Source organism: Fusobacterium sp. FSA-380-WT-3A (assembly GCF_012843705.1).
GTDB lineage: Bacteria > Fusobacteriota > Fusobacteriia > Fusobacteriales > Fusobacteriaceae > Fusobacterium_B.
On sequence record NZ_JABAFQ010000014.1, the window covers coordinates 16,621 to 36,826 of the forward strand.

The 20,206-nt window shown below is 26.0% G+C and carries 27 protein-coding genes; 12 read left to right on the plus strand and 15 right to left on the minus strand.

What is annotated here, in order from left to right:
* Positions 1-29: 29 nt before the first annotated feature.
* From HF862_RS08020 to HF862_RS08050, 7 genes are all read right to left on the minus strand, one after another.
* A complete protein-coding gene (locus HF862_RS08020; RefSeq protein ID WP_170187352.1) occupies positions 30-362 on the minus strand; it encodes a hypothetical protein in 333 nt (110 codons plus the stop codon).
* A 314-nt stretch (positions 363-676) separates the two neighbouring features.
* Positions 677-967, minus strand: a complete 291-nt coding sequence (locus HF862_RS08025) for a hypothetical protein (protein WP_170187353.1) — start codon at positions 965-967, stop codon at positions 677-679.
* A complete protein-coding gene (locus HF862_RS08030; RefSeq protein WP_170187354.1) occupies positions 964-1,119 on the minus strand; it encodes a hypothetical protein in 156 nt (51 codons plus the stop codon). Before HF862_RS08030 ends, HF862_RS08025 begins: the two co-directional genes overlap by 4 nt.
* A 90-nt stretch (positions 1,120-1,209) precedes the next feature.
* On the minus strand, positions 1,210-1,515 hold the full coding sequence (locus tag HF862_RS08035; RefSeq protein WP_170187355.1) for a hypothetical protein: 306 nt from the start codon (positions 1,513-1,515) through the stop codon (positions 1,210-1,212).
* Positions 1,516-1,638: 123 nt separating this feature from the next.
* On the minus strand, positions 1,639-1,935 hold the full coding sequence (locus HF862_RS08040; RefSeq protein WP_170187356.1) for a hypothetical protein: 297 nt from the start codon (positions 1,933-1,935) through the stop codon (positions 1,639-1,641).
* A gap of 70 nt (positions 1,936-2,005) precedes the next feature.
* On the minus strand, positions 2,006-2,269 hold the full coding sequence (locus tag HF862_RS08045; RefSeq protein WP_170187357.1) for a hypothetical protein: 264 nt from the start codon (positions 2,267-2,269) through the stop codon (positions 2,006-2,008).
* Positions 2,253-2,513 carry a hypothetical protein gene (locus tag HF862_RS08050; protein ID WP_170187358.1) on the minus strand — a complete coding sequence of 87 codons (261 nt, stop codon included), beginning with the start codon at positions 2,511-2,513 and terminating at the stop codon, positions 2,253-2,255. Before HF862_RS08050 ends, HF862_RS08045 begins: the two co-directional genes overlap by 17 nt.
* Positions 2,514-2,712: 199 nt before the next feature.
* Between HF862_RS08050 and HF862_RS08055 the strand changes: the two genes are divergently transcribed.
* From HF862_RS08055 to folP, 5 genes are all read left to right on the plus strand, one after another.
* On the plus strand, positions 2,713-3,129 hold the full coding sequence (locus HF862_RS08055; RefSeq protein ID WP_170187359.1) for a helix-turn-helix domain-containing protein: 417 nt from the start codon (positions 2,713-2,715) through the stop codon (positions 3,127-3,129).
* Between the two features lie 10 nt (positions 3,130-3,139).
* Positions 3,140-3,538 (plus strand): ImmA/IrrE family metallo-endopeptidase, encoded by a 399-nt coding sequence (locus tag HF862_RS08060; RefSeq protein WP_170187360.1) that lies wholly within the window; start codon positions 3,140-3,142, stop codon positions 3,536-3,538.
* 14 nt (positions 3,539-3,552) lie between these two features.
* Positions 3,553-4,113 (plus strand): GTP cyclohydrolase I FolE, encoded by a 561-nt coding sequence (folE, locus tag HF862_RS08065; protein WP_170187361.1) that lies wholly within the window; start codon positions 3,553-3,555, stop codon positions 4,111-4,113.
* 60 nt (positions 4,114-4,173) lie between these two features.
* Positions 4,174-5,004: a 2-amino-4-hydroxy-6-hydroxymethyldihydropteridine diphosphokinase gene (gene folK / locus HF862_RS08070; protein WP_170187362.1), complete on the plus strand. Its 831-nt coding sequence runs from the start codon at positions 4,174-4,176 to the stop codon at positions 5,002-5,004.
* Between the two features lie 237 nt (positions 5,005-5,241).
* On the plus strand, positions 5,242-6,063 hold the full coding sequence (gene folP / locus HF862_RS08075) for a dihydropteroate synthase (protein WP_170187363.1): 822 nt from the start codon (positions 5,242-5,244) through the stop codon (positions 6,061-6,063).
* 79 nt (positions 6,064-6,142) lie between these two features.
* On the opposite strand, the gene HF862_RS08080 is transcribed toward folP, so the two are convergent.
* The gene (locus tag HF862_RS08080) at positions 6,143-6,856 is read right to left on the minus strand and encodes an MgtC/SapB family protein (RefSeq protein ID WP_170187364.1); all 714 of its coding nucleotides are present in this window, start codon (positions 6,854-6,856) and stop codon (positions 6,143-6,145) included.
* Between the two features lie 436 nt (positions 6,857-7,292).
* On the opposite strand from HF862_RS08080, the gene HF862_RS08085 reads away from it, so the two are divergent.
* Both HF862_RS08085 and HF862_RS08090 read left to right on the plus strand, forming a co-directional pair.
* Positions 7,293-8,021: a glycerophosphodiester phosphodiesterase gene (locus HF862_RS08085; RefSeq protein ID WP_170187365.1), complete on the plus strand. Its 729-nt coding sequence runs from the start codon at positions 7,293-7,295 to the stop codon at positions 8,019-8,021.
* A gap of 20 nt (positions 8,022-8,041) precedes the next feature.
* Positions 8,042-9,406: a sodium:alanine symporter family protein gene (locus HF862_RS08090; RefSeq protein WP_170187366.1), complete on the plus strand. Its 1,365-nt coding sequence runs from the start codon at positions 8,042-8,044 to the stop codon at positions 9,404-9,406.
* 230 nt (positions 9,407-9,636) lie between these two features.
* On the opposite strand, the gene HF862_RS08095 is transcribed toward HF862_RS08090, so the two are convergent.
* The 7 genes from HF862_RS08095 to HF862_RS08125 form a co-directional block, all read right to left on the minus strand.
* A complete protein-coding gene (locus HF862_RS08095) occupies positions 9,637-11,742 on the minus strand; it encodes an exo-alpha-sialidase (protein WP_170187367.1) in 2,106 nt (701 codons plus the stop codon).
* A gap of 432 nt (positions 11,743-12,174) precedes the next feature.
* Positions 12,175-13,320 (minus strand): type II toxin-antitoxin system HipA family toxin, encoded by a 1,146-nt coding sequence (locus tag HF862_RS08100; protein ID WP_170187368.1) that lies wholly within the window; start codon positions 13,318-13,320, stop codon positions 12,175-12,177.
* Complete coding sequence (locus HF862_RS08105) at positions 13,307-13,591, minus strand: helix-turn-helix domain-containing protein (RefSeq protein ID WP_170187369.1); 285 nt, start codon at positions 13,589-13,591, stop codon at positions 13,307-13,309. Before HF862_RS08105 ends, HF862_RS08100 begins: the two co-directional genes overlap by 14 nt.
* Positions 13,592-13,703: 112 nt before the next feature.
* On the minus strand, positions 13,704-14,132 hold the full coding sequence (locus HF862_RS08110; protein ID WP_170187370.1) for an Hsp20/alpha crystallin family protein: 429 nt from the start codon (positions 14,130-14,132) through the stop codon (positions 13,704-13,706).
* A 286-nt stretch (positions 14,133-14,418) separates the two neighbouring features.
* Positions 14,419-14,787 carry a hypothetical protein gene (locus tag HF862_RS08115; RefSeq protein ID WP_170187371.1) on the minus strand — a complete coding sequence of 123 codons (369 nt, stop codon included), beginning with the start codon at positions 14,785-14,787 and terminating at the stop codon, positions 14,419-14,421.
* A gap of 18 nt (positions 14,788-14,805) precedes the next feature.
* On the minus strand, positions 14,806-15,390 hold the full coding sequence (locus HF862_RS08120; RefSeq protein WP_170187372.1) for a hypothetical protein: 585 nt from the start codon (positions 15,388-15,390) through the stop codon (positions 14,806-14,808).
* Between the two features lie 162 nt (positions 15,391-15,552).
* Positions 15,553-16,881, minus strand: a complete 1,329-nt coding sequence (locus tag HF862_RS08125; protein ID WP_170187373.1) for an MATE family efflux transporter — start codon at positions 16,879-16,881, stop codon at positions 15,553-15,555.
* Positions 16,882-17,164: 283 nt separating this feature from the next.
* Here HF862_RS08125 and HF862_RS08130 point away from each other — a divergent pair, with 283 nt between their 5' ends.
* The 5 genes from HF862_RS08130 to HF862_RS08150 all read left to right on the plus strand — a co-directional run bounded on the left by HF862_RS08130 (position 17,165) and on the right by HF862_RS08150 (position 20,205).
* Positions 17,165-17,986, plus strand: a complete 822-nt coding sequence (locus HF862_RS08130) for a MerR family transcriptional regulator (RefSeq protein WP_170187374.1) — start codon at positions 17,165-17,167, stop codon at positions 17,984-17,986.
* 23 nt (positions 17,987-18,009) lie between these two features.
* Positions 18,010-18,348: a hypothetical protein gene (locus HF862_RS08135; protein ID WP_170187375.1), complete on the plus strand. Its 339-nt coding sequence runs from the start codon at positions 18,010-18,012 to the stop codon at positions 18,346-18,348.
* 119 nt (positions 18,349-18,467) lie between these two features.
* On the plus strand, positions 18,468-18,647 hold the full coding sequence (locus HF862_RS08140) for a dihydrolipoamide acetyltransferase (protein ID WP_170187376.1): 180 nt from the start codon (positions 18,468-18,470) through the stop codon (positions 18,645-18,647).
* A 169-nt stretch (positions 18,648-18,816) separates the two neighbouring features.
* The gene (locus HF862_RS08145) at positions 18,817-19,164 is read left to right on the plus strand and encodes a hypothetical protein (RefSeq protein WP_170187377.1); all 348 of its coding nucleotides are present in this window, start codon (positions 18,817-18,819) and stop codon (positions 19,162-19,164) included.
* Between the two features lie 177 nt (positions 19,165-19,341).
* The gene (locus HF862_RS08150) at positions 19,342-20,205 is read left to right on the plus strand and encodes a DUF2156 domain-containing protein (RefSeq protein ID WP_170187378.1); all 864 of its coding nucleotides are present in this window, start codon (positions 19,342-19,344) and stop codon (positions 20,203-20,205) included.
* Position 20,206 lies beyond the last annotated feature (1 nt).

Sequence of the window (20,206 nt, forward strand, 5' to 3'; positions counted from 1 at the left end):
CTATCTTTCAATAAAAACTAAACACAAAATTATTTATTTTCCAATTTTTCCAATTCATTAAATATTCTTTCATACTCTTTTTTCTGTAATTCTAATATCTGTTGTTTTTCCTTTAAAGTGTATTCTTTTTCCTTAGAATATTTTTTTATAAGTTTCTCATATTTTTTATCTAATTTTTTCTCAACTTTTTCATTGTAACTTCCTTTTAAAATTTCCACTTGCTTTTCAGCATCTTTTAACTCTAAAAATTTTGATACAACTACCTCTTTACTTTCTAATATTTTATCTACTTTTTCCCCAGCTAAAATACTTTCTCCCAACAAAACAAAGAAAGTAAAAATAAACACAAAAATTTTTTTCATCAACTGTCCTCCATTTTAACTACTACACATATATTTTCTTTAAAATTAACTTACAAAAGATTTTTAATATATTACTTTTGTTATTTTTATAATGTATAAATTCTGTAATTCTATTTTACTGCAAAAAAAAAAAATGCAATCCATTTATTGCATTTTTATAACCATTTTAATATAAAATAAGTTCATTTTAAAACAAAAAAAATTTTTAAAATGACTTTTGTATTTTAGTTGTTATATTTTATTTACAAATTTCAATATTTAATTAATATTAAATATTTTTTTATTGTAATAATATAAAAAAAGACCAATGTAAATTAGTCCTTTTTTAATAAATATTCTTTTATAATTTTCATATCTTCTCTCATTTCCTCCAATTTACTAGAGAGATTTTTAGAATTTTCCTCAATACTACTTCTTAAAAATTCCACCTCTCTATCATAGAGAATTTTATCAACCTTTTTATCTACCTCCTTTAAAATACTTTCGATTTCTTTTTGGACATGAATTTTACTAGCTTTTTTATTTAATTCTCTTTCAATATATTTATAGCCTGTGAATATGCCTAGAAAAATTGTGGCTATAAATTTTATAAATTCAATATTCATTTTTCATTAGGTTTAATCTGTCCAAAAATCTCATTAAAAATTTTATCATCTATTTTACTATCAGTCCTTTTCACCAACTCTTTTAATAATATAACTACCACTCTCTCTATTATAGATGTAGTAAAAAATTTTTTTAACACTCCTAATATCATAAGCCCCCCTTTTAAAAGAAAAGGGGATATTATTTTTCCCCCTATTTATTAATAACGAAAATTTAATATCCCCTTTTTTAAGATAGATTATTACGCATCTTGAGCATTAGATATAAAATACTCAAAAGCTATTATTTCAGCTTTTTCCTTTCCTATTCTAGAAATAGATGTTTCACCAGATTTTATCTCCTTATTAATTTGTTCAATCCACTCATCATAAGATATATAAGGACAAGACTCTGGTAATGGTTCTCCATCTAACTTCATCTGTTCTAAAGTTTTTAAAGTAAGTTTGTCATCTGCTAATTCTTTATTGTAATTTACCTCCCTTTTAATTGATTCCTTTAGTTTGTCTAAAGACTCCTGTACTACGATTTTTGCTTCTGAATTTGTCATTTCACATCACTCCTTTTATTTCTTTGTTTTGTTTCCTTGTACATAAATTGTAACAAGTTTATTTTAAAAAGTTAAATCGCCAGTTTACACCTATTTACATGAAATTTTATTTTTTTTAATTTTTTAAACTTCATATGTATTTTTTATTAAATCTTGGATATATTTTTCCATATCCTCCATAATCATAGTTTGATAATTGTTATATTCCATAAGTCCTTCTATTTTTTTATCTTTCTTTTTAATAATATCTTTCAATTTATTAATCTCTATTTGAAATTCTTTCTTAAACTTATCTCTATATATTTTCTCAATTACCTCCCTACAAGCTTCAATACTATCAAGTTTTATATTTTGTCTATTAATTCCCTCTCTAGCAACCAAATCTTTAATCTCTTTTCTTAATACTGTTCTAGTGTCCATATCCTCTCCTTGATACGAAAATTTCGATTTTAAAATCTAAAAAATTTTTTATTATTATTCATATACATTTTTAATCTACTATATTCAATATACTTCTTATTACTATCATTCTTTTTACTCCTATTTTTACAGATAAAATTTTTCTTTCTTCTAAAGCTCTATATAAAAAAGGTCTACTAACTTTTAAATATCTAGCTACAGATGCTAGCTCTCCTAACTCTCCAAATTTTATCAATATATTTTTTAATATCAATCTACCTACTTCATTTTTAGGTTTAGCTTTTTCCAAAATCTCCTCATCTGTTAAAAATTCAAAATTATTTTTTTCCTCCATATAAACCTCCATAGAGTTTTAATCTTAAAAATTCAATAAAAATACTAGCCTCTTTCCAAGAAAGAGAGTTGTATTCATAAGGACTAAAAGAAAAAATCTCTCTTTCTGTGATTTTACAATACTCCTTTTTTAATTCTTCTTTTAACTCCTCCTTACCCTTTCCATATTTTTTACTTAGCAACCCCAATAAATAAAAAATATGTCTCATCTGTTTTAATGTTAATGGAAATTGATATTTGTGCATAAGTTCCTCCTTTTTTATCCGTTATTTTCGTATATAATTTTTAAAAAAATATTCATAAAAATTTTTCTTAATTATATTCGTTAAAATCGTATTTGTCAATAAAAATTTTATTTTTTTTAGAAAATAATGTATAATATTAGTGCCTAGATACGAAATAGACGAACTAAAAAGTTATTGAACTTTAGTTAGGAGTGTGAATATGCCAGTAAAAAAATTGTCCATTGTTTTAAAGGAGCTTCGGGAAAGTAGAGGACTTACTATAAAGAAGTTAGCTGAACTTACAGGACTTGGAAATGGAACTATTGGAGATATGGAAACAGGGAAAAGCCATGGAAGTAGAAAAAGCCTTGGAAAAATAGCAAAGGTGCTAAATCTTACTCCAGAGGAAAGAAATCTTTTAGATAGTGCTTTTTTAGGAAGAGAGGTTATATCTAGTGACGACCCTAGAGTTACAAATCTTAATAAGAGAGAAAGACTTCAACACGATGATTTTATGAGAGATGCTCTTTTATTTTTCCAAGATGAAAAGGTTTCTGATGAGGATAAGCAAAAACTTTTTGACTCTCTACAAGAAGCATTTTTTACTATAAAATTAGCAAACAAAAGAAAAAAATAGGTATGGGGATATGAAGAATATAAAAAGAAAGGCTAGAACATTAATAAAAGTTTGGGGTACGGCTAATCCATTCAAACTTGCTGAATATTTAAAAATCATCATTATTTATGCTGATTTAGGAGAGATAAAAGGGTATTCTATCAAAAGACTTAGAAAAAAGCTTATATGTATCAATGAAAATTTAAGTGATTTTGATAAAATGATAGTATGTGCCCACGAATTAGGTCATTGTTGTTGCCATGATATATCAGATATGGCATTTTTATTAAACCATACACACCTTATTAAAAAAAGTATATTGGAGAATGAAGCTAATATTTTTGCTAAAGAACTTCTTAAAAACTTTGATGAGTATGTGTACAATTCCAAAATATCTTTAGATGTTTTAGAAGGTATTAAAAATATATAGAAAGGATATTATTTATGAGTATAAGCAAATCTTTTGATAAGATTTTACTAGAGTTAGATAGTGAAAAAAAATATATTAATGAAGAAGTTTTTGAAAATACACCTAATAGAATAGAGGAATTTTATATAGATTTCTTTTCAGGAATGAAAGTTAATCCAATGGACTTTTTTAAAAACTCTTTTGAATGTGATAATAATAATATAATAATTGAAAAAAATCTAAACTTCTACTCTATGTGTGAACACCATTTTTTACCATTTTTTGGAAAAATCTCCCTTGCTTATATCCCAAATAAAAAAATCATAGGTTTTGGAGATATTATAAAAGCTATTGAGGTTTTATGTAAAAGACCACAACTACAAGAAAGACTTACAGAAGAAATTGCTGAGGTTATTTATAATGGGTTAGGCACTTTGGGAGTTTTAGTAATTATAGAGGCTGAACATCTTTGTATGACTATGAGAGGAGTTAGAAAGCCTGGCACAAAAATTATCACCTCTTGTGAAAAAGGAATTTTTGAAGATAACTCATCTAAAAAACTAGAGGTTATGACATTACTAAAATTAAATGATTAAAGTATTAAATTTTTTATATTAATGTATATATACATTAATATTTTTAAGGAGAAATATAATATGGATAAAATTATTATTGAAAATCTAGAACTTATTGGTAATCATGGAGTATTTAAGGAAGAAAAAGTTTTAGGACAAAAATTCTTAATCTCTGTGGAAATGATTACCAATACTAGAAAAGCAGGAAAAACAGGAGATTTAGATGCATCTACTCACTATGGTTTTGTGGCTGATGATATTGAAAAACTTTTTCTTAATGAATCTTTTGATTTAATTGAAACTTGTGCTGAAAAAATGGCTCAAATGATACTTACTAAGTATAAACTTATTAATGAAGTAAAAGTTACAATCAAAAAACCTTGGGCACCTCTTAAAAAACATTTTGATTTTGTAGCTGTAGAAATTACTAGAAAATGGCATACTGCTTATCTTTCTCTTGGTTCTAATATGGGAGATAAAAAGGGAAACCTTTTAAATGCCATTGAAAATATCAAAAAATTGGAAGATACTAAAGTTACAAAAGTTAGTACAATTTTAGAAACAGAACCATATGGTTATACACAACAAGATATGTTTTTAAATGCTTGTATAGAGATTAAAACTCTTTTAACTGCCTCTGAATTAATTGAAAAACTATTAGAAATAGAGCTTTTAATGGGTAGAAAAAGAATTATAAAATGGGGACCTAGAATTATTGATTTAGATATATTACTTTTTGATAATGATGTTATAAATACTGAGAATTTAATTATTCCTCATCCTTATATGTGTGATAGAATGTTTGTTTTAGAGCCTCTTTTTGAAATAGCACCTTATGTAATACACCCTGTTAAAAGAGCTTCTATATTGGAATTAAAAAATTCATTGGAAGAAAAACAGAAAAAATATTAATGTATATATACATTAATATTAAATTTTTAGAATTTTTATATTTATTTTAAAATAAAGTTGTTACATTTTATAGAATTGTTAATAGAAAAGAAAATTTTGGAAATTGGAAAAATATTTTCATAAAGATAAATTTTATTTTTATAACAAAAACTTAGTAACAGCTCTTTTCTATTTAGATATATTTTTTTACTAAAATATGATATATTAAATTATATCAACTAAAAAATTGGAGAGTTTATGAAAATTATAAAAGTAAGAGATAAAGAGATAGAAATTGGTAAAAGAACATTGATTATGGGAATTCTTAATATAACTCCAGATTCTTTTTCTGATGGTGGAGATTATTATGATATTGATAAAGCTATAAATCATGCAAAAGAAATGGTAAGAGATGGAGCCGATATTATAGATGTAGGTGGAATGTCTACCCGTCCAGGACATGAAGAAATATCTGTTGAGGAAGAAATCAATAGAGTATTACCTGTTGTAAAAAGACTTGTAAAAGAGGTAGATTGTTTAATCTCTGTAGATACTTATAGATGGGAAGTAGCTTTGGAAGTTTTAAAAGTTGGAGCTCATATTATAAATGATGTATGGGGACTTCAATATGATAAGGGAGAGATGGCTAAAATTGTTGGAGAATACAAACCAATATTAGTGGTTATGCATAATCAAAATTCTAAAGAGTACAAAGAAGATATTATGCTATCTATGAGAAAGTTTTTTGAAAAAAGTTTTATGCTTATAGACAATAATAATATTCCTCATGAAAATGTTTTTATTGACCCAGGAATTGGTTTTGGTAAAGACATTAACCTTAATATTGAAGTTTTAAGAAGATTGGGAGAGTTAAAAGATATTGCTCCTATACTACTTGGTACTTCTCGTAAAAGATTTATAGGTACTTTACTTGGAGATATTCCACCTAAAGAGAGATGTGAGGGAACTATATCTACCAATATTTTAAGTATTGATAAAGGTGTGGAGATTATAAGAGTCCATGATGTATTAGAGCATAAAAAGGCTTTACTTGTGGCTGATAAATTAATAAGAGGATAAAAGAAAAATAGACCTAAGTAGAATATACTTAAGTCTATTTTTATATATACAAACATTCCTTGGGAGAATATGTATTAGCTTATTTTATATTTACACTATTGATATAACTTTTATGAGAAATATTAGATATCAACTCAAATGTATCAAATTGTTTTGGCACTATTAAAGAGCAAGTGAACATTTTTTCCTCTTCTATTTTCTTTATATTTTTTATTTTTATATTCATCTCTCTTAAAGTATTATAAATCTCTGCCACATTTGAATTTATACATTCATTTTCATTAAAAATTACTTCTAAATCAACAGTATATCTCTTATTAATAAGTGAGCTCTCAATTTGTTTTAATGTTACTAAGACCACTATAATAGCCAATCCAGCTGGTAAAGCTAGAGAATAGAATCCCCAACCAATTCCAAGCCCCAAACATCCTGTAGCCCAAATAGAAGCTGCTGTTGTAAGTCCACCTATTGTCCCTTTTTCTCTCATTATAGTTCCAGCTCCTAAAAATCCTATTCCACTTACCACTTGAGCTCCTATTCGTCCTAAATCTGTCTTTATAACTTGAGAAGCCTCTGGATAAATTAAAGCAAAATTCATAATATTAACTCTTAATTGGTCTTGTACCATAGAAACTATACAAGCTCCTAAACATACAAGTATATGTGTTCTAAATCCTGCCGGTCTATTATGAACACCTCTTTCATATCCAATCATTCCACCTATTATGATAGATGCAACTATTCTAATAATTATTTCTTTATTTGACAATACTAAATTAAATGAATCGTTCATCTTAGACCTCCCAAAAAAAAACAGACTCCCCCATTAAAATATGAAAAAGTCCTCTCTATCTCCACTTTTTATTAACTTGTTGAGTTTTATTATAGCACTAAATATCAAAATAGTCAAACACTTTTTTTAATAATAAAAAAAATTATACAATTTTCACTCTAATTAATTAATTATTTTAACTAATTCTGGAATAAAATCACAAAAATAAAATAAAACCTTACAAAAAATTAAATTATTTAACAAAAAATAAAAAAATTTGACAAAAAAATAAAATTACTATATAATGTTGTAGTCTAAATTTAATAAGCTTTGGTGATTAAGAGAGAAAGCTAAAAATTATTATTTTTTGGGTTTCTCTTTTTTTGTTGCTAAGTATATCTTAAAGAAAGGGAGGTTGTAAGTAAATATATTCATTTATTTAACTTACAAAATAAAAATGACTAAAAATTTCGCTCATAGAGGATTTAGTGGATGTTATCCTGAAAACACTATGCTTGCTTTTGAAAAAGCCATTGAAGTTGGAGCTGATGGTATTGAATTAGATGTTCAGCTTACTAAAGATGGGGAAGTTGTAATTATCCATGATGAAACAATTGACCGTACTACTGATGGAAAAGGTGAGGTTTCTTCTTATACTTATGAAGAATTACAAAAGTTTGATGCTTCTTTCAAATTTAGAGGTCAAATGGGATTTAATAAAATACCAACTTTAAGAGAATATTTTGAACTTGTAAAGGATACTGATATAATTACAAATATTGAATTAAAAACAGGTATCAAAGAATATTTAGGAATCGAGGAAAAAGTTTGGGATTTAATTAAAGAATATAGGTTAGAAGAAAAAGTTATTATTTCTAGCTTTAACCATTATTCTATAATGAGAATGAAAAAAATAGCACCTACATTAAAATATGGATTCCTAAGCGAAACTTGGATTGTTGATGCTGGTAAATATACTCATAATTTAGGTGTTCAATGTTATCACCCATATTTTCCTAATATGACAAAAGAAATAGTCGAAGAAATAAAATCTTATGGTATTGAAATAAATACTTTCACAGTCAACAAAGAGGAAGATATGAGAGATTTAATTGAAAAAGGTATTGATATTATTATAGGGAACTATCCTGATTTAGCTAAAAAAATTATAAATGAATATAAATAAAATTAAGGGGGATTTACTTTATGGAACAACTAGAACAAATATTACTTATTGCTAATAAGTGGTTATGGGGAAGATGGCTTGTATTTGTACTTTTAGGTCTTGCTATCCTATACACTATTACAAATAACTTTATTCAAATCAGATATTTTAAATTTATCATTAAAAAGACTTTAATTGACTCTTTCAAATCTAGAAATGAGGAAAAAGGGAATGGGTCTATCTCTTCTTTCAAAGCTATGATGGTTACTCTAGCTGGTAATGTTGGAGGAGGAAATGTAGTTGGTATAGCCACAGCTATAGCTGCTGGAGGAATGGGAGCTGTATTTTGGATGTGGTTTGCTGCTTTCTTTGGAATGGCTTTAAAATATGGAGAGATTGTTCTTTCTCAAATGTATCGTGGAAAAGACTCTGAAGGAAATCTTTTAAGTGGACCTATGTACTATATTAGAGACGGTTTAAAAGCTCCATGGTTAGGAGTTGTTATAGCTGTTTTAATGTGTACTAAAATGATGGGAGCTAATCTTGTTCAATCTAATACAATTTCTGGTATATTAAAAGCTAACTATAATATACCTACTGTTGTTACAGGAGCTTGTTTAATTTGTTTATTAATGGCTATCACTCTTGGAGGATTAAAAAGAGTGGCTAACATTGCTACATCTTTAGTTCCTATGATGTCAATTTTCTATATAGTTGTTGGACTATTAGTTATATTATTAAATATCCAAGCTGTTCCTTCTGTATTTGCTAAAATATTCTCTGAAGCTTTCTCTTTTGAAGCTGTTGCTGGTGGTACAGGTGGTTATGTAATGACTAGAGCTTTACAATATGGAATTACTCGTGGAATGTACTCTAACGAAGCTGGAGAAGGTACAGCTCCATTTGCCCATGGTTCAGCTATCGTTGAACATCCTTGTGAAGAAGGAATTGCTGGAGTTACAGAAGTTTTCGTTGATACTATCATTATTTGTACAATAACAGCTTTAGTTGTTGGAGTTACTGGAATGTATGAAAGTGGTATTAGTGCTACTGTTATGGCTATTGAATCTTTTGGAACTATTTGGATACCACTAAAACATATAGCTACTTTTGCTCTATTAATATTCTGTTTCACTACTTTAATGGGACAATGGTTTAATGCTGCTAAGAGTTTCACTTATGCTTTTGGACCTGATATTACAGCTAAAGTTAAATATGTATTCCCATTCTTATGTATAGTTGGAGCTACTACTAAAATAGATTTAGTATGGACTATTCAAGACTTAGCTATGGGACTTGTTATCATCCCTAACTTAATAGCTTTAATTATATTATATCCTCAAGTTAGAGAAAAAACTAAAGAATATTTCTCTGACCCTAAATTCTATCCAGGAGCAAAAAAATAAGATAGAAAATAATTATTATAAAAAAGGTGGTGTAAATTTACACCACTATTTTTTTATTTCTTTATCACAAAAATTTCTAGTAACCATTTTTTATTTATTTCCTAAATATAAAAATATTGTATTTAAATAAAATTAAAATTTTTCCTATCTATATTCCAATTTTTTATAAAAAATAGAGGTTATTGTAAATTATTACAAATAACCTCTAACTCAATTATTTTTAATTTTTATTATAATTTATAAGTTATTTTTCCTGTAGCTGTTGATTCTCCATCTGTTTCTATTGAATATCCTACTCCAACCTCTACTTTATCTACTAAATCAAATGTTGCTGATACTGTAGCTATACCTACTCCACCTTCATGTTTTTTTACTGGTGTAGAAAATTCTTTTTCTACATCTAGTACTATAAACTCATCTCTCCAATCATCTACATTCATCAATTCTTTTTTCCATCCTAAATCTAAAGCAAATTTAACATTTGATTTATCTGTTAATTTTACTTTTTGACCTAATGTAGCCTTTACATAAACTTCATTAGAAATATTTTTTCCTTCATCTACTTTGGCATTATTCCATTTTCCACCATCAACAGTTTTAATTCCACCATTTTCTTCAAATTCATCATGTCCAAAGAAAGTTGTATTTAGTCCAGCTGTTAATTTTAAACTACTCATATCTGTAAAAGATATGTCTTTTGAAAATTGGTTTTTCATACTGATACTGTATGAATCAAAGTCTGCTGTTCTTCCAACTCCTTCTTCACTATTTCTTTGAACTTTATTATTACTATATACACCATTTAAAGCTAGTGTATATGTTTTATCATTTTCCATTTCTTTATTAAATGTGTATCCCATTACAAAAGAATTTAAGTCATTTTTACTTTTATTTGAATACTCTATTTTTCCAGCTTGATACCCAATGAATATATTATCTCCTTGAATGAAAGAATTATCTTGAGATAAAACTAATGTTGTTTCTTTTAAATTGTATGGAATTGTTCTATAAACATCATCACTATTTTCTTTAGTATCTCTATAGAAAGCTCCTAATTTAAAATTATTTAACTCCACTACTGCCTCTGTTCCACTTTCACTTTGATTTGTATATACACCACTTATATATTGTTTAGAAAGTAATTTCTCTTGAGCATCAAGAAGACTTGTTCCTCTGTCTAAAATTTGAGCATTAAGGTTAGCATATTCTTTCGAAGAAATATCATATCTTTTTAGTGACATCCCACCACTTTCTTCAAATAGAATATATAAATTATCTAAATCTTGAGTCATAGATGTATAACCATCTACTTTTCCCTCAGCTATTTGAATTGTTTTTCCTGTATTTGTTGTAATAAATAGTCCATGTCTTCTTTGTGGTTTGTCTTTTGTATAACTTACTAAATATACTTGGTCATCTAATGCTAAAGTATTACTTTCACATTGGGCTATATCCTTTGGGATAAAGTCTTCCTCTACTCTTTCCCAAGTTTTTCCATTATCTGATGTACAATAAACTACTCTTTTTTTGTTTTCTCTACCTGTTTCTGCTTTTGCAGCAAGATATATTTTTCCATTATGATGGAAAATATTTGATTCACTTGTAATATCTGGTTTTCCAGCTTCACCTTCAGGATAGTTTTCTGGTCTTAGCATTCCTGAAGCTTTCCACGTTTTTCCTCCATCTTCACTATAAATATATCCTGAAGTACAAGTTTTCTTATCTGGTTTATCTGTATCATGATGCCAAGCTTGAACAGGCATATAAATAGTTCCATTATATGTCATTCCACTTCCTGGTCCTTGTAACATAAATTTATATCCATCAGGTAATAAATCTTTCATACTTTGACCTTTATCCCATGTTTTTCCTCCATCTTTTGAAGTATACATAATAAAATCAAAATTTCCTGTTTTATCCCCTATCCATTTATCATTTTGATATCCAAATAAGAAAGTATTTCCTGAGTTTGGGTCATGAACAATAGCAGGGTCAGATATTCCCAATTTATGACTTCCATTTGGTCTATTAATCTCTTTATCAGGTATTAATAATTGTTCTTCTGACCAAGTATTTCCACCATCATGAGATACTTTTACAGCAAAACCTATTCCATCTTGATAACCTATGTCAGTCCATCCATTTGGTCTATGGTCTCCAACAGCTATCAATGTCCCTTGAGAAGTTGAAGTTAAAGCTGGTATTCTATAGTAATTTCCTTCGTTTTGTCCTGGTTTATCAGCTTTATAAATCTCCATTTTTTCATTCCATCCATCTCCAGCCATAACTCCTGTTGCTAAAGCACAAAATAATGTAAGTAGTGTCAGTTTTTTCATCAGAATTATCCCTCCTAGTAAAATTTTAAATAAGTATTCAATTTTGATTGTGTATTTTTATGTACTCGAGAACATGGAATGAGTATACTATAAAAAATAAATTTTTTCAATCTTTTTTTGTTATATTACATACATTTTTTTATAAAATAAAACACTTTTTTTATAATATTAACATAGACTTTACTTTATTCTTTAAAACTAGAAAATTATTTTATAAAAATATTTGGTGTTATTTTATAAAAATTATTCTCTTTTATATTGTAAATTCTAATTATTCTTCAAAAAAATATTATATTTTTTATTAAATTACTAAATCTCTTTATTTTTATATGTGTTAATTTTAATTAAACATTAAAATTAAATAAATATTAATATAACAATTATTTATATAATTATTATAAAAAAGGTGGTGTAATTATACACCACCAATTTTTATCTATTCATCTTCTTTAATATCTTTCCTAAATCTTTTTTTACTATTTTTTCTATATCCTTGGCTATACTTTGAGCCTCTTCCATATTCATTCCTATATTTTCAGCAACCTTTAATATATCCTTTAGAGTTGGGTTTTTACCCTCTCCATTTATAGTTGTAGCGTGTTCCCCATTTATAGAATAACTATAAGTCAAGTCATAAGCTGGAGAAAGTTTCCATTCTTTTGTATCTTCATCATAAATAAATGAAAAATTTTTAGAATGGTCATCTCTATTATGAGCAAAAACATTAAAACACATCAACTTATACATTTTTTTTACTTCTTCAAAACTCATTGTAAGTTTTAGAGTAAGTTGCATTAATAAATTATAATCAAGGTTGGGTAATCTATGAGAGGTTTCTAATAATCCACTTACAGAAATCATATGTATTCTTTTTTCTTTTCCATCATCAGTTAATTTTCTATCAAATCTTTTTACTCCAAAATATCCTGATGAAATTTTTGAGGGAAATAATCTTGTTTCAGGAAGTTCAATCCCACATTTTCTAGCACATAATGAATATTCATACTCTATTTTTCCTATATCATTCACATCATAAGAAGATGGAAACTTTATTATCCACTCTTCATTATCTATATTAGTTAAGATTTTTGGTCTTGCTCCCCCTGAAGAACCTCCAAGTAAAAAGAGTTTATCCAAATCTTTTGAATAATTTGTATTTAACATTTCACTACAAGCTATAGCCAATTTATCTAAATCTTTTTCATTTTCCTTTATTTTAAAATCATACTCAGGTCTATAAGTTAAAGCTCCCATTCCTGAGTCTCCAACTATTGCCAATCTATTTAATAAATTTACCTCTCTTGGATTTATTTTTTTGTTAATAAGTAATCTATCTACCAAAAGTTTCCCCCAACCATCTGGTAAACTATCAGAAAATACTCCAAATAAGCCATCAAAAGGGTCTATCTTTGGAATAAAAACTTTTTTTACTAAAGGTAAACTAAATGGACTTATAGAAAATCCCTCTATTAACCATTTACTATCATATTCAAAAGCTACAAGATTATTGGGTAACATAGCCAAAGTCCCCACTTTTATACCTTGATAAAATACCTGTAAAGATTTAATAATTTCCATTAATAATCTCCTCTATAGAGCTATACTCCTTTTTCTTAAATAATTCTAAAAATTCCTCCTCACATCCCAATACAATAGCAATTTTTATAAGAGAAAATAGAGAAATTTCGCCTTTATTTTCAAATCTTTTTATAGAACCAAAACTCACCCCCGACTTTTTGGCTAATTCCTCCTGTGTCAATTTTAATTCTTTTCTTTTTCTCCTAACATTTTTTACTATTTCTAATTGAATTTCTTTAGGTGTCGTATTCTTCAAAAAATCAAATTCCATATATAATATATTATCTAAAAACTACAAAAAAGTCAATATTTAGATAATATATTATATATAAAAAAGGTGGTGTAATTATACACCACCTTTTTTTACTTAGAGAGGATTTATATTATCCTTCTATTTGAATATATCTTTTTTCAGGTATTTTTTCTTGAATTTCTTTTTTTGGAACTTCTAATTTTAAAATACCATTTTCAAATTTACCTTTTATATCTTCTTGAGTTAGATTTTCACCAATGTAGAAACTTCTAGTACATTGTCCTGTGTATCTTTCTTTTCTTATATATCTTCCTTCGTTATCTTTCTCATCTTTATTTTCATTGTGAGAAGCTGTGATAACTAAATATCCATTGTTAATTTCAGCTTTTATGTCCTCTTTAGCAAATCCTGGAAGTTCTACTTCTAATAAATATGAGTTTTCTAACTCTTTAATATCTGTGCTACCTATTGATTTTTGATTTTTAAAACCGTCCATAAAGAAATCATCATCAAAAACATCATTCATAAATCCTCTTCTAAAAATACTTGGCATCAACATATATACCATCTCCTTATTAATACAAACAATATTTTTAAATTTTTATTATTTTCTTTTTATATGTTCTAAATACCTTTTCCTCATTTACAAATTTATTATACAACTTTTTGTTAGCACTGTCAATAGATGAGTGCTAATTTTTTTAAATTTTTTTTATAAGGAAACTATTAAGACTGTATCTAGTTTTTAGGAGATTTAAAGGAAATTTTTTAGAATTTTTTTATAAATTTTTTTATTTTTTGTAAAAAAAAGTCTAGAGAAAAAATTCTCTAGGCTATCTTTTTATTTAATATTCTTTTATAAAATAATAAGAACCTTTAATATCAGTATTTTCAGGTTTCATAAAAACCCATTCTTTATCATTATCAATAAAATTTTGCATAAGTACTAATCCAAATATTTTAGCAGCTAATTCCTCATTACAATCACTAGCCTTTTCATATATTGGTTGAAAAACTGTATTAGTCCAATCTTTTCCAGGAATAAAACTAGAAGTTAATATTTTATTATTATCTTTTAAAGAAGTTTCATTTATAATTTCTTGTAATTTTGAATTGATCTTATCTCTTTCAATTTTATCTAACTTATAAAAGCAATTAAATGTTTCTTGATGAGAAACTTTTGATATTTCTTGGCCATAAATATTATATAACATAATTTACCTCCTAAAATATTAATCTTTAAAATATAAAGTTTTAATAATATTACTTAATCTTTCAGCTTCTTGTTTTGTTAAATCTCTTGGAATAGTTATTGTTACACTTTCTTTTCCTGGTCTTAAAGGTAAAGTGATGGTTTCAAATTTATTTGAATTATCTTCTATTTCTTCATTTTTTAAAATTTTTTCAATCAATTCACTATATTTATTTAATCTTGCTGATGTATGTCTAGTTTTTAAAATACTTCTCATTTCCATTGGCATATCTTTTCTTTGTTTTACATCTAAAAATTTTACTTTTCTTTGATTTCTATAGTCATCTTCTAAAGGAATATTATCATTATAAAAATAATCAGAAGTTATTTGGGCAAAATATATATTATCTCCATTTGGAATAATTACTATATCTCCTTCTTTCATTTCATTTACAAAAATATTTAAATTTGTATGTGCCATTCCATCATATTTCTCTTTTAAATTACATTGTTTTAAATTACCTGAATCACTCCAACCTACTGCTATAATACTTTCTTCTAAAAACTCATTCATTCTATTGTGTTGACTTGGATTAGGACGAAGTAAAAAATAGTTTTTATTCATAATCTTATCCCCCTTTATAAATATTTTACTTATTGTATTTTTATATTATCATCTTTTAATCTATAAGTCAATATATTTTTTATTTTAGATATCTATTAAATTTCTAATTTCTAAAAAAATAAAATAGCCCAGAGAAAAACTCTCTGGACTATAAAATAAATTTTATACTTCTATCTCTCTCATACCAACAGTACTAAAGAATATTATAGAGAACACCAAAGTCACCATTTCATTTACAGGTGCACTCATCCATATACCTCTACTATTAAACATAGTTGGGAAAATATAAAGTAAGGTATTTATAATTATAATACCTCTTAAAACACTTAAAACAACAGATACTTTAGGGTTTTCAATAGCTGTGAAATAAGCCCCTATAATTATATTAAGTCCCATTAAAATATATGTAAAACTATAAATTGTAATAGCTTCTTTTGTAATCTCATAAAGGATAATATCATTTTTTACAAATACAGATATTATATCACTAGCAAATAAATTAACTAAACTATAAAATCCTATTCCTAATACAAAAACTGTACCTATACCGATTTTCAAAGTTTTTTTAATTTTCTCAAATTCACAAGCTCCATAATTGTAACTTATAATTGGTTGTAACCCTTGAGAAAATCCAATCATTGTCATTGTAACTAAAGTTGAAATATATCCAATTATTCCAAAAGTAGATACTCCCTTTTCTCCTATAATATTCATAATCTTGATATTAAAAGCCATAATAACTATACCTGTGGCCACTTCTGTAAGAAATTCTGGAGAACCCTTAAATAATATTGATTTTACCATTTTAAAATCAAGTTTCATAAATCTAAACTTAAATTTAGTAGCTCTAAATCTTAAATAATACCACAACATAAATGATGTAGTAAATTGAGCCATTCCTGTAGCCAATGCTGCTCCTTCTATTCCCCAATGGAAATGAACGATAAAAACATAGTCTAGTACAATATTCATTATTGCACCACCTAAGTTACAAAACATTGAATAGCTTGGATTTCCATCTATCCTTATAAATATTTCAAAACCATAAGCCATTAAATAGAACAATGTAAAAAATGAAATAACGAAAAGATAAGTTTTAGCTGGGGTTAAAATAATATTGTTAGCTCCTAAGAATTTTACAACAGTTTCAGGGAAAAATACCCCTAAAACTCCCAATCCCATTCCTAGTAAAAGTAAAGTTTCTAAGGCAATACTATATATTCTTTCTACCTCTTTTTCTTTACCCTCTCCTAATTTTACTGCTATCATTGTACCAGAACCTATGGCTATCATTATACCTAAAGCAAACGAAAAATTTACATAAGGCATTACAATATTTACAGCAGCAATCTCTTTACTTCCTAAAAATTTCCCTATAAACATACCATCTACTATGGTGTATAGAGAATAAATCCACATTGTAAGAATTGATGGAATACTAAATTTAAAAATAGTTTTTACCAAATTGTCTTTACCTAAATTTGTCCTCATATATATCATCTCCTTTTGTAACATCAATTAAGTAAGAAAATTAGAAATGATATACTTTAAGTCTCCCTATCTCTAAATTTAAAACAAAAGTCGAGCAATAGATTTCTTATTATGTTTTTCATAATTATCACTCTCCTAGTATTAATATTATAATCCTTAGAACTATTCTAAGGTCAAGGGGGAGAATAAATATTTTTTTAAACTGAAAGAAATAATTTTTCGTCAAAATTATATGTTTATAATCAATAATATTTTTTTAAATTTTTATGTAAGGTGACTTTTTATGGAGATAAATAAAAAAGAAAAATTTTATAAAATAGGAGAAATCAGCAAACTTTATAATATAAGTTCTGATATACTTAGACACTATGATAAAATAGGACTTGTTTCACCAGATTTTATAGGGGATAACGGCTATCGCTATTATTCTAAAAAACAGATTTGGAAATTAAATAATATACGAAATTTGAGAAATCTAGGTTTCGGACTTAAAGAGATACAAGACTTTTTAGATGAGAGAAATATCAATTCTGCCACAGAGATTTTAGAATTACAATTAAAAAAAATTCAAGAAAATATAGCCAATCTTCAAGAATTAAAAGAGGAGATTGAAAATAAACTAACCAATATTGAATTTTTTAAAAACTTTAAAGATTTTGATAAACCTATTATTAAATATATTCCTAAAAGGAAGTTTTTACGTTCTAAAGGACTTTTTAACAAAGAGTGGGAGATTGATTTTGAGCATAAGATTTTAAATGCCAAAACTGAATATGACAATGATTTTATACTGACAAATAATGAAATGGGAGCTACTATTACACAAGAAAATTTTTTAGCTGGTAAATACGACACTTTTTCTGAAACTTTTATCATAAATGATGAAAGAGGAGAAATTTTAGAGGAGGGATATTTCCTTACTATTGTTTTCAAAGGTAGTTATACAAACATTAATAAGTACTATGAAATTTTAAAAGATTATATCTTAGAAAATAATCTTGAGATTTTAGGAGATGCCCACGAAATATATCATATAGAAAAACATATTACAGAAGATGAAAAAGAGTTTATAACTGAAATTCAAATACCAATTAAAAGAAATTAAAAACAAAAAGGAGAAATACTTGTATGAAGAAAACTATCGTATTTTTTTTGCTGATTAATTCATTAATATTTGCCTCTCAATGTAACGGTGGTTGGAGGGAAGATTCTATTTTTCTTATTATGACACTAGATAGTACTATATCAAATATACAGGTAGCTAAAAAATCTAAAGATATCCCAAATTTAAAACTTTATAAAAAAGATTTAAAAGAACCTTTAAATATTATTGACCATATACTTAATGACCATAAAGAAGCATTATCATATGATACTATTGAACTATTAGAAAAAATGAAACAAGATACAACAAAAGCTTATGAAAATTTAGAAAAAGATATAAAAAAATTAGAAAAAGAGGATTAATCCTCTTTTTTTGTAAGTTATAACGCTCTTTTTATTTTTTACTTGACTTATTTTTCAATAAGTTGTATATTGTTGATACACGATACTTACGTTCGTATAATGGAAGTGAGGTGACTTGAATGGAAAATAAAAAATTCAAGTCTATTAATTTTACAAAAAGTGGTGCAGGAAATTTAGTAGGAAAAATTATCTTACCTAAGAAATGGTTAGATGACATGGAAATTAATATTGATAACCCCTTTATTGAACTTTACTATAATGAAAATAAAAAACAAATCATTATAGAAAAGAAAAAGTAAAATTAATAGTTATTCCCATTTCCAACCAATATAAAAAACTATTTTCCCTATTGGCAGTAGGGAATATCAGTTGAAAATGGGGTAGAATGAGTATAATTCATTCTGACAAATATATTATACTTGTTTTACCCCTAATTTTAAAGCAAAAAATAAAAAAAGGGGAGGTTTTATGAAAAAAATATCATTAATATTTATTTTAATTTTTTCTATTTCTTTTAGTTATCATGAGTGTAAAGGAACTCTTAAAGAAGATATGGAATATTTAACCTTAAATTTAGAAGTAGCTCAATTTTTTAAGAGAGAGGGAATTAATGATTGTAACATAAAATATTTAAAAAAATCTATGGAATCATATAAAATATCTCAAGATATTTTAGACCATATAGAAAATTGGCACAAAAACCAATTACTAATAAATGAATCATACTCAGAACTTTCATTAATACAAGATAATATAAATGAATCTATTGAAAATATAGAAAACATCTTAAATAGATTTAAAAAAATAGATATATAATAGGACTATTAGTTATAATAGTCCTTATTTTTTTAGATATTTTATTTTTTATTAATGTATATATACATTAATATTTTTTCTTTTTTGAATAAATATAAAAATAGTTATGATTTTAATTGACATATTAAAACTATTGGTATATATTATTAATATTGTATAAATAAGGTGGTGTTAATATTGCTAAAAGATTTAACTATTGATTCAAAAAGTGAGATTGATTCTTTTCTAAAGTATAGATTTCAATTATCTGATTTAAATTTTACAAATTTATTAATTTGGAGTAAAAGTGAAAATATAAAATATTATATAGAAGATGAAACTCTTTTTATCAAAGGAAATTATATGGGAGAGGACTATTATTTTTCTCCTATTAGAAAAGATTTAGATTTCGAAAAATTAAAAGTTGCTTTTAAAAAAATAGCTGATGAAAAAGTTCACACTGTTTTTATTCCTTGTGAATATGGGGATATATTAAAAGATGAATTCAATCTTATAAAATCGAGAGATTCTTTCGACTACATCTATAATCAAGTTGATTTAGGAGAGTTAAAAGGAAGAAAATTCTCTCAAAAGAAAAATAAGATAAATCAATTTATAAAAAAATATAATTTTACCTATGAAAAAATCTCCGAAGAAAATATTGATAAAATTATAGAATTTCAATATCAATGGCTTATAAATAAAATTAATTTAGAGCCTGAATCTAAAGAGATTTTAGAGGAAGAAAATTTAGGAATTATTGAAATTTTAAAAAATTACTTTACTTTAAATCTTCGTGGAGGATTAATAAGGGTTGATAATAAGCTTATTGGATATGCTATTGGAGAAAAAATAACAGAAGATATGGGGGTTATTCATATTGAAAAAGGTAATACTGAGTATTCTGGAATTTACCAAATGATAAATAAATTTGTAGCGAAAGAAGAATTTTCAGATGTAAAATATCTTAATAGAGAAGATGATTTTGGAGTTGAGGGATTAAGAACTGCAAAAATGTCTTACCACCCCATAAAACTTTTAGAAAAATACACTATGATATAGT

Excerpts from the sequence above, each read along its gene's own strand:
- HF862_RS08080 (WP_170187364.1), bottom strand. The coding sequence starts at position 6,856 with ATGAACGATTCATTTAATTTAGTATTGTCAAATAAAGAAATAATTATT.
- HF862_RS08035 (WP_170187355.1), bottom strand. The coding sequence starts at position 1,515 with ATGACAAATTCAGAAGCAAAAATCGTAGTACAGGAGTCTTTAGACAAA.
- HF862_RS08115 (WP_170187371.1), bottom strand. The coding sequence starts at position 14,787 with ATGTTATATAATATTTATGGCCAAGAAATATCAAAAGTTTCTCATCAA.
- HF862_RS08095 (WP_170187367.1), bottom strand. The coding sequence starts at position 11,742 with ATGAAAAAACTGACACTACTTACATTATTTTGTGCTTTAGCAACAGGA.
- HF862_RS08030 (WP_170187354.1), bottom strand. The coding sequence starts at position 1,119 with ATGATATTAGGAGTGTTAAAAAAATTTTTTACTACATCTATAATAGAG.
- HF862_RS08020 (WP_170187352.1), bottom strand. The coding sequence starts at position 362 with ATGAAAAAAATTTTTGTGTTTATTTTTACTTTCTTTGTTTTGTTGGGA.
- HF862_RS08110 (WP_170187370.1), bottom strand. The coding sequence starts at position 14,132 with ATGTTGATGCCAAGTATTTTTAGAAGAGGATTTATGAATGATGTTTTT.
- HF862_RS08050 (WP_170187358.1), bottom strand. The coding sequence starts at position 2,513 with ATGCACAAATATCAATTTCCATTAACATTAAAACAGATGAGACATATT.
- HF862_RS08055 (WP_170187359.1), top strand. The coding sequence starts at position 2,713 with ATGCCAGTAAAAAAATTGTCCATTGTTTTAAAGGAGCTTCGGGAAAGT.
- HF862_RS08025 (WP_170187353.1), bottom strand. The coding sequence starts at position 967 with ATGAATATTGAATTTATAAAATTTATAGCCACAATTTTTCTAGGCATA.
- HF862_RS08060 (WP_170187360.1), top strand. The coding sequence starts at position 3,140 with ATGAAGAATATAAAAAGAAAGGCTAGAACATTAATAAAAGTTTGGGGT.
- HF862_RS08130 (WP_170187374.1), top strand. The coding sequence starts at position 17,165 with ATGGAGATAAATAAAAAAGAAAAATTTTATAAAATAGGAGAAATCAGC.
- folP (WP_170187363.1), top strand. The coding sequence starts at position 5,242 with ATGAAAATTATAAAAGTAAGAGATAAAGAGATAGAAATTGGTAAAAGA.
- HF862_RS08040 (WP_170187356.1), bottom strand. The coding sequence starts at position 1,935 with ATGGACACTAGAACAGTATTAAGAAAAGAGATTAAAGATTTGGTTGCT.
- HF862_RS08120 (WP_170187372.1), bottom strand. The coding sequence starts at position 15,390 with ATGAATAAAAACTATTTTTTACTTCGTCCTAATCCAAGTCAACACAAT.
- HF862_RS08045 (WP_170187357.1), bottom strand. The coding sequence starts at position 2,269 with ATGGAGGAAAAAAATAATTTTGAATTTTTAACAGATGAGGAGATTTTG.
- folE (WP_170187361.1), top strand. The coding sequence starts at position 3,553 with ATGAGTATAAGCAAATCTTTTGATAAGATTTTACTAGAGTTAGATAGT.
- HF862_RS08145 (WP_170187377.1), top strand. The coding sequence starts at position 18,817 with ATGAAAAAAATATCATTAATATTTATTTTAATTTTTTCTATTTCTTTT.
- HF862_RS08090 (WP_170187366.1), top strand. The coding sequence starts at position 8,042 with ATGGAACAACTAGAACAAATATTACTTATTGCTAATAAGTGGTTATGG.
- HF862_RS08140 (WP_170187376.1), top strand. The coding sequence starts at position 18,468 with ATGGAAAATAAAAAATTCAAGTCTATTAATTTTACAAAAAGTGGTGCA.
- HF862_RS08085 (WP_170187365.1), top strand. The coding sequence starts at position 7,293 with ATGACTAAAAATTTCGCTCATAGAGGATTTAGTGGATGTTATCCTGAA.
- folK (WP_170187362.1), top strand. The coding sequence starts at position 4,174 with ATGGATAAAATTATTATTGAAAATCTAGAACTTATTGGTAATCATGGA.
- HF862_RS08135 (WP_170187375.1), top strand. The coding sequence starts at position 18,010 with ATGAAGAAAACTATCGTATTTTTTTTGCTGATTAATTCATTAATATTT.
- HF862_RS08105 (WP_170187369.1), bottom strand. The coding sequence starts at position 13,591 with ATGGAATTTGATTTTTTGAAGAATACGACACCTAAAGAAATTCAATTA.
- HF862_RS08125 (WP_170187373.1), bottom strand. The coding sequence starts at position 16,881 with ATGAGGACAAATTTAGGTAAAGACAATTTGGTAAAAACTATTTTTAAA.
- HF862_RS08100 (WP_170187368.1), bottom strand. The coding sequence starts at position 13,320 with ATGGAAATTATTAAATCTTTACAGGTATTTTATCAAGGTATAAAAGTG.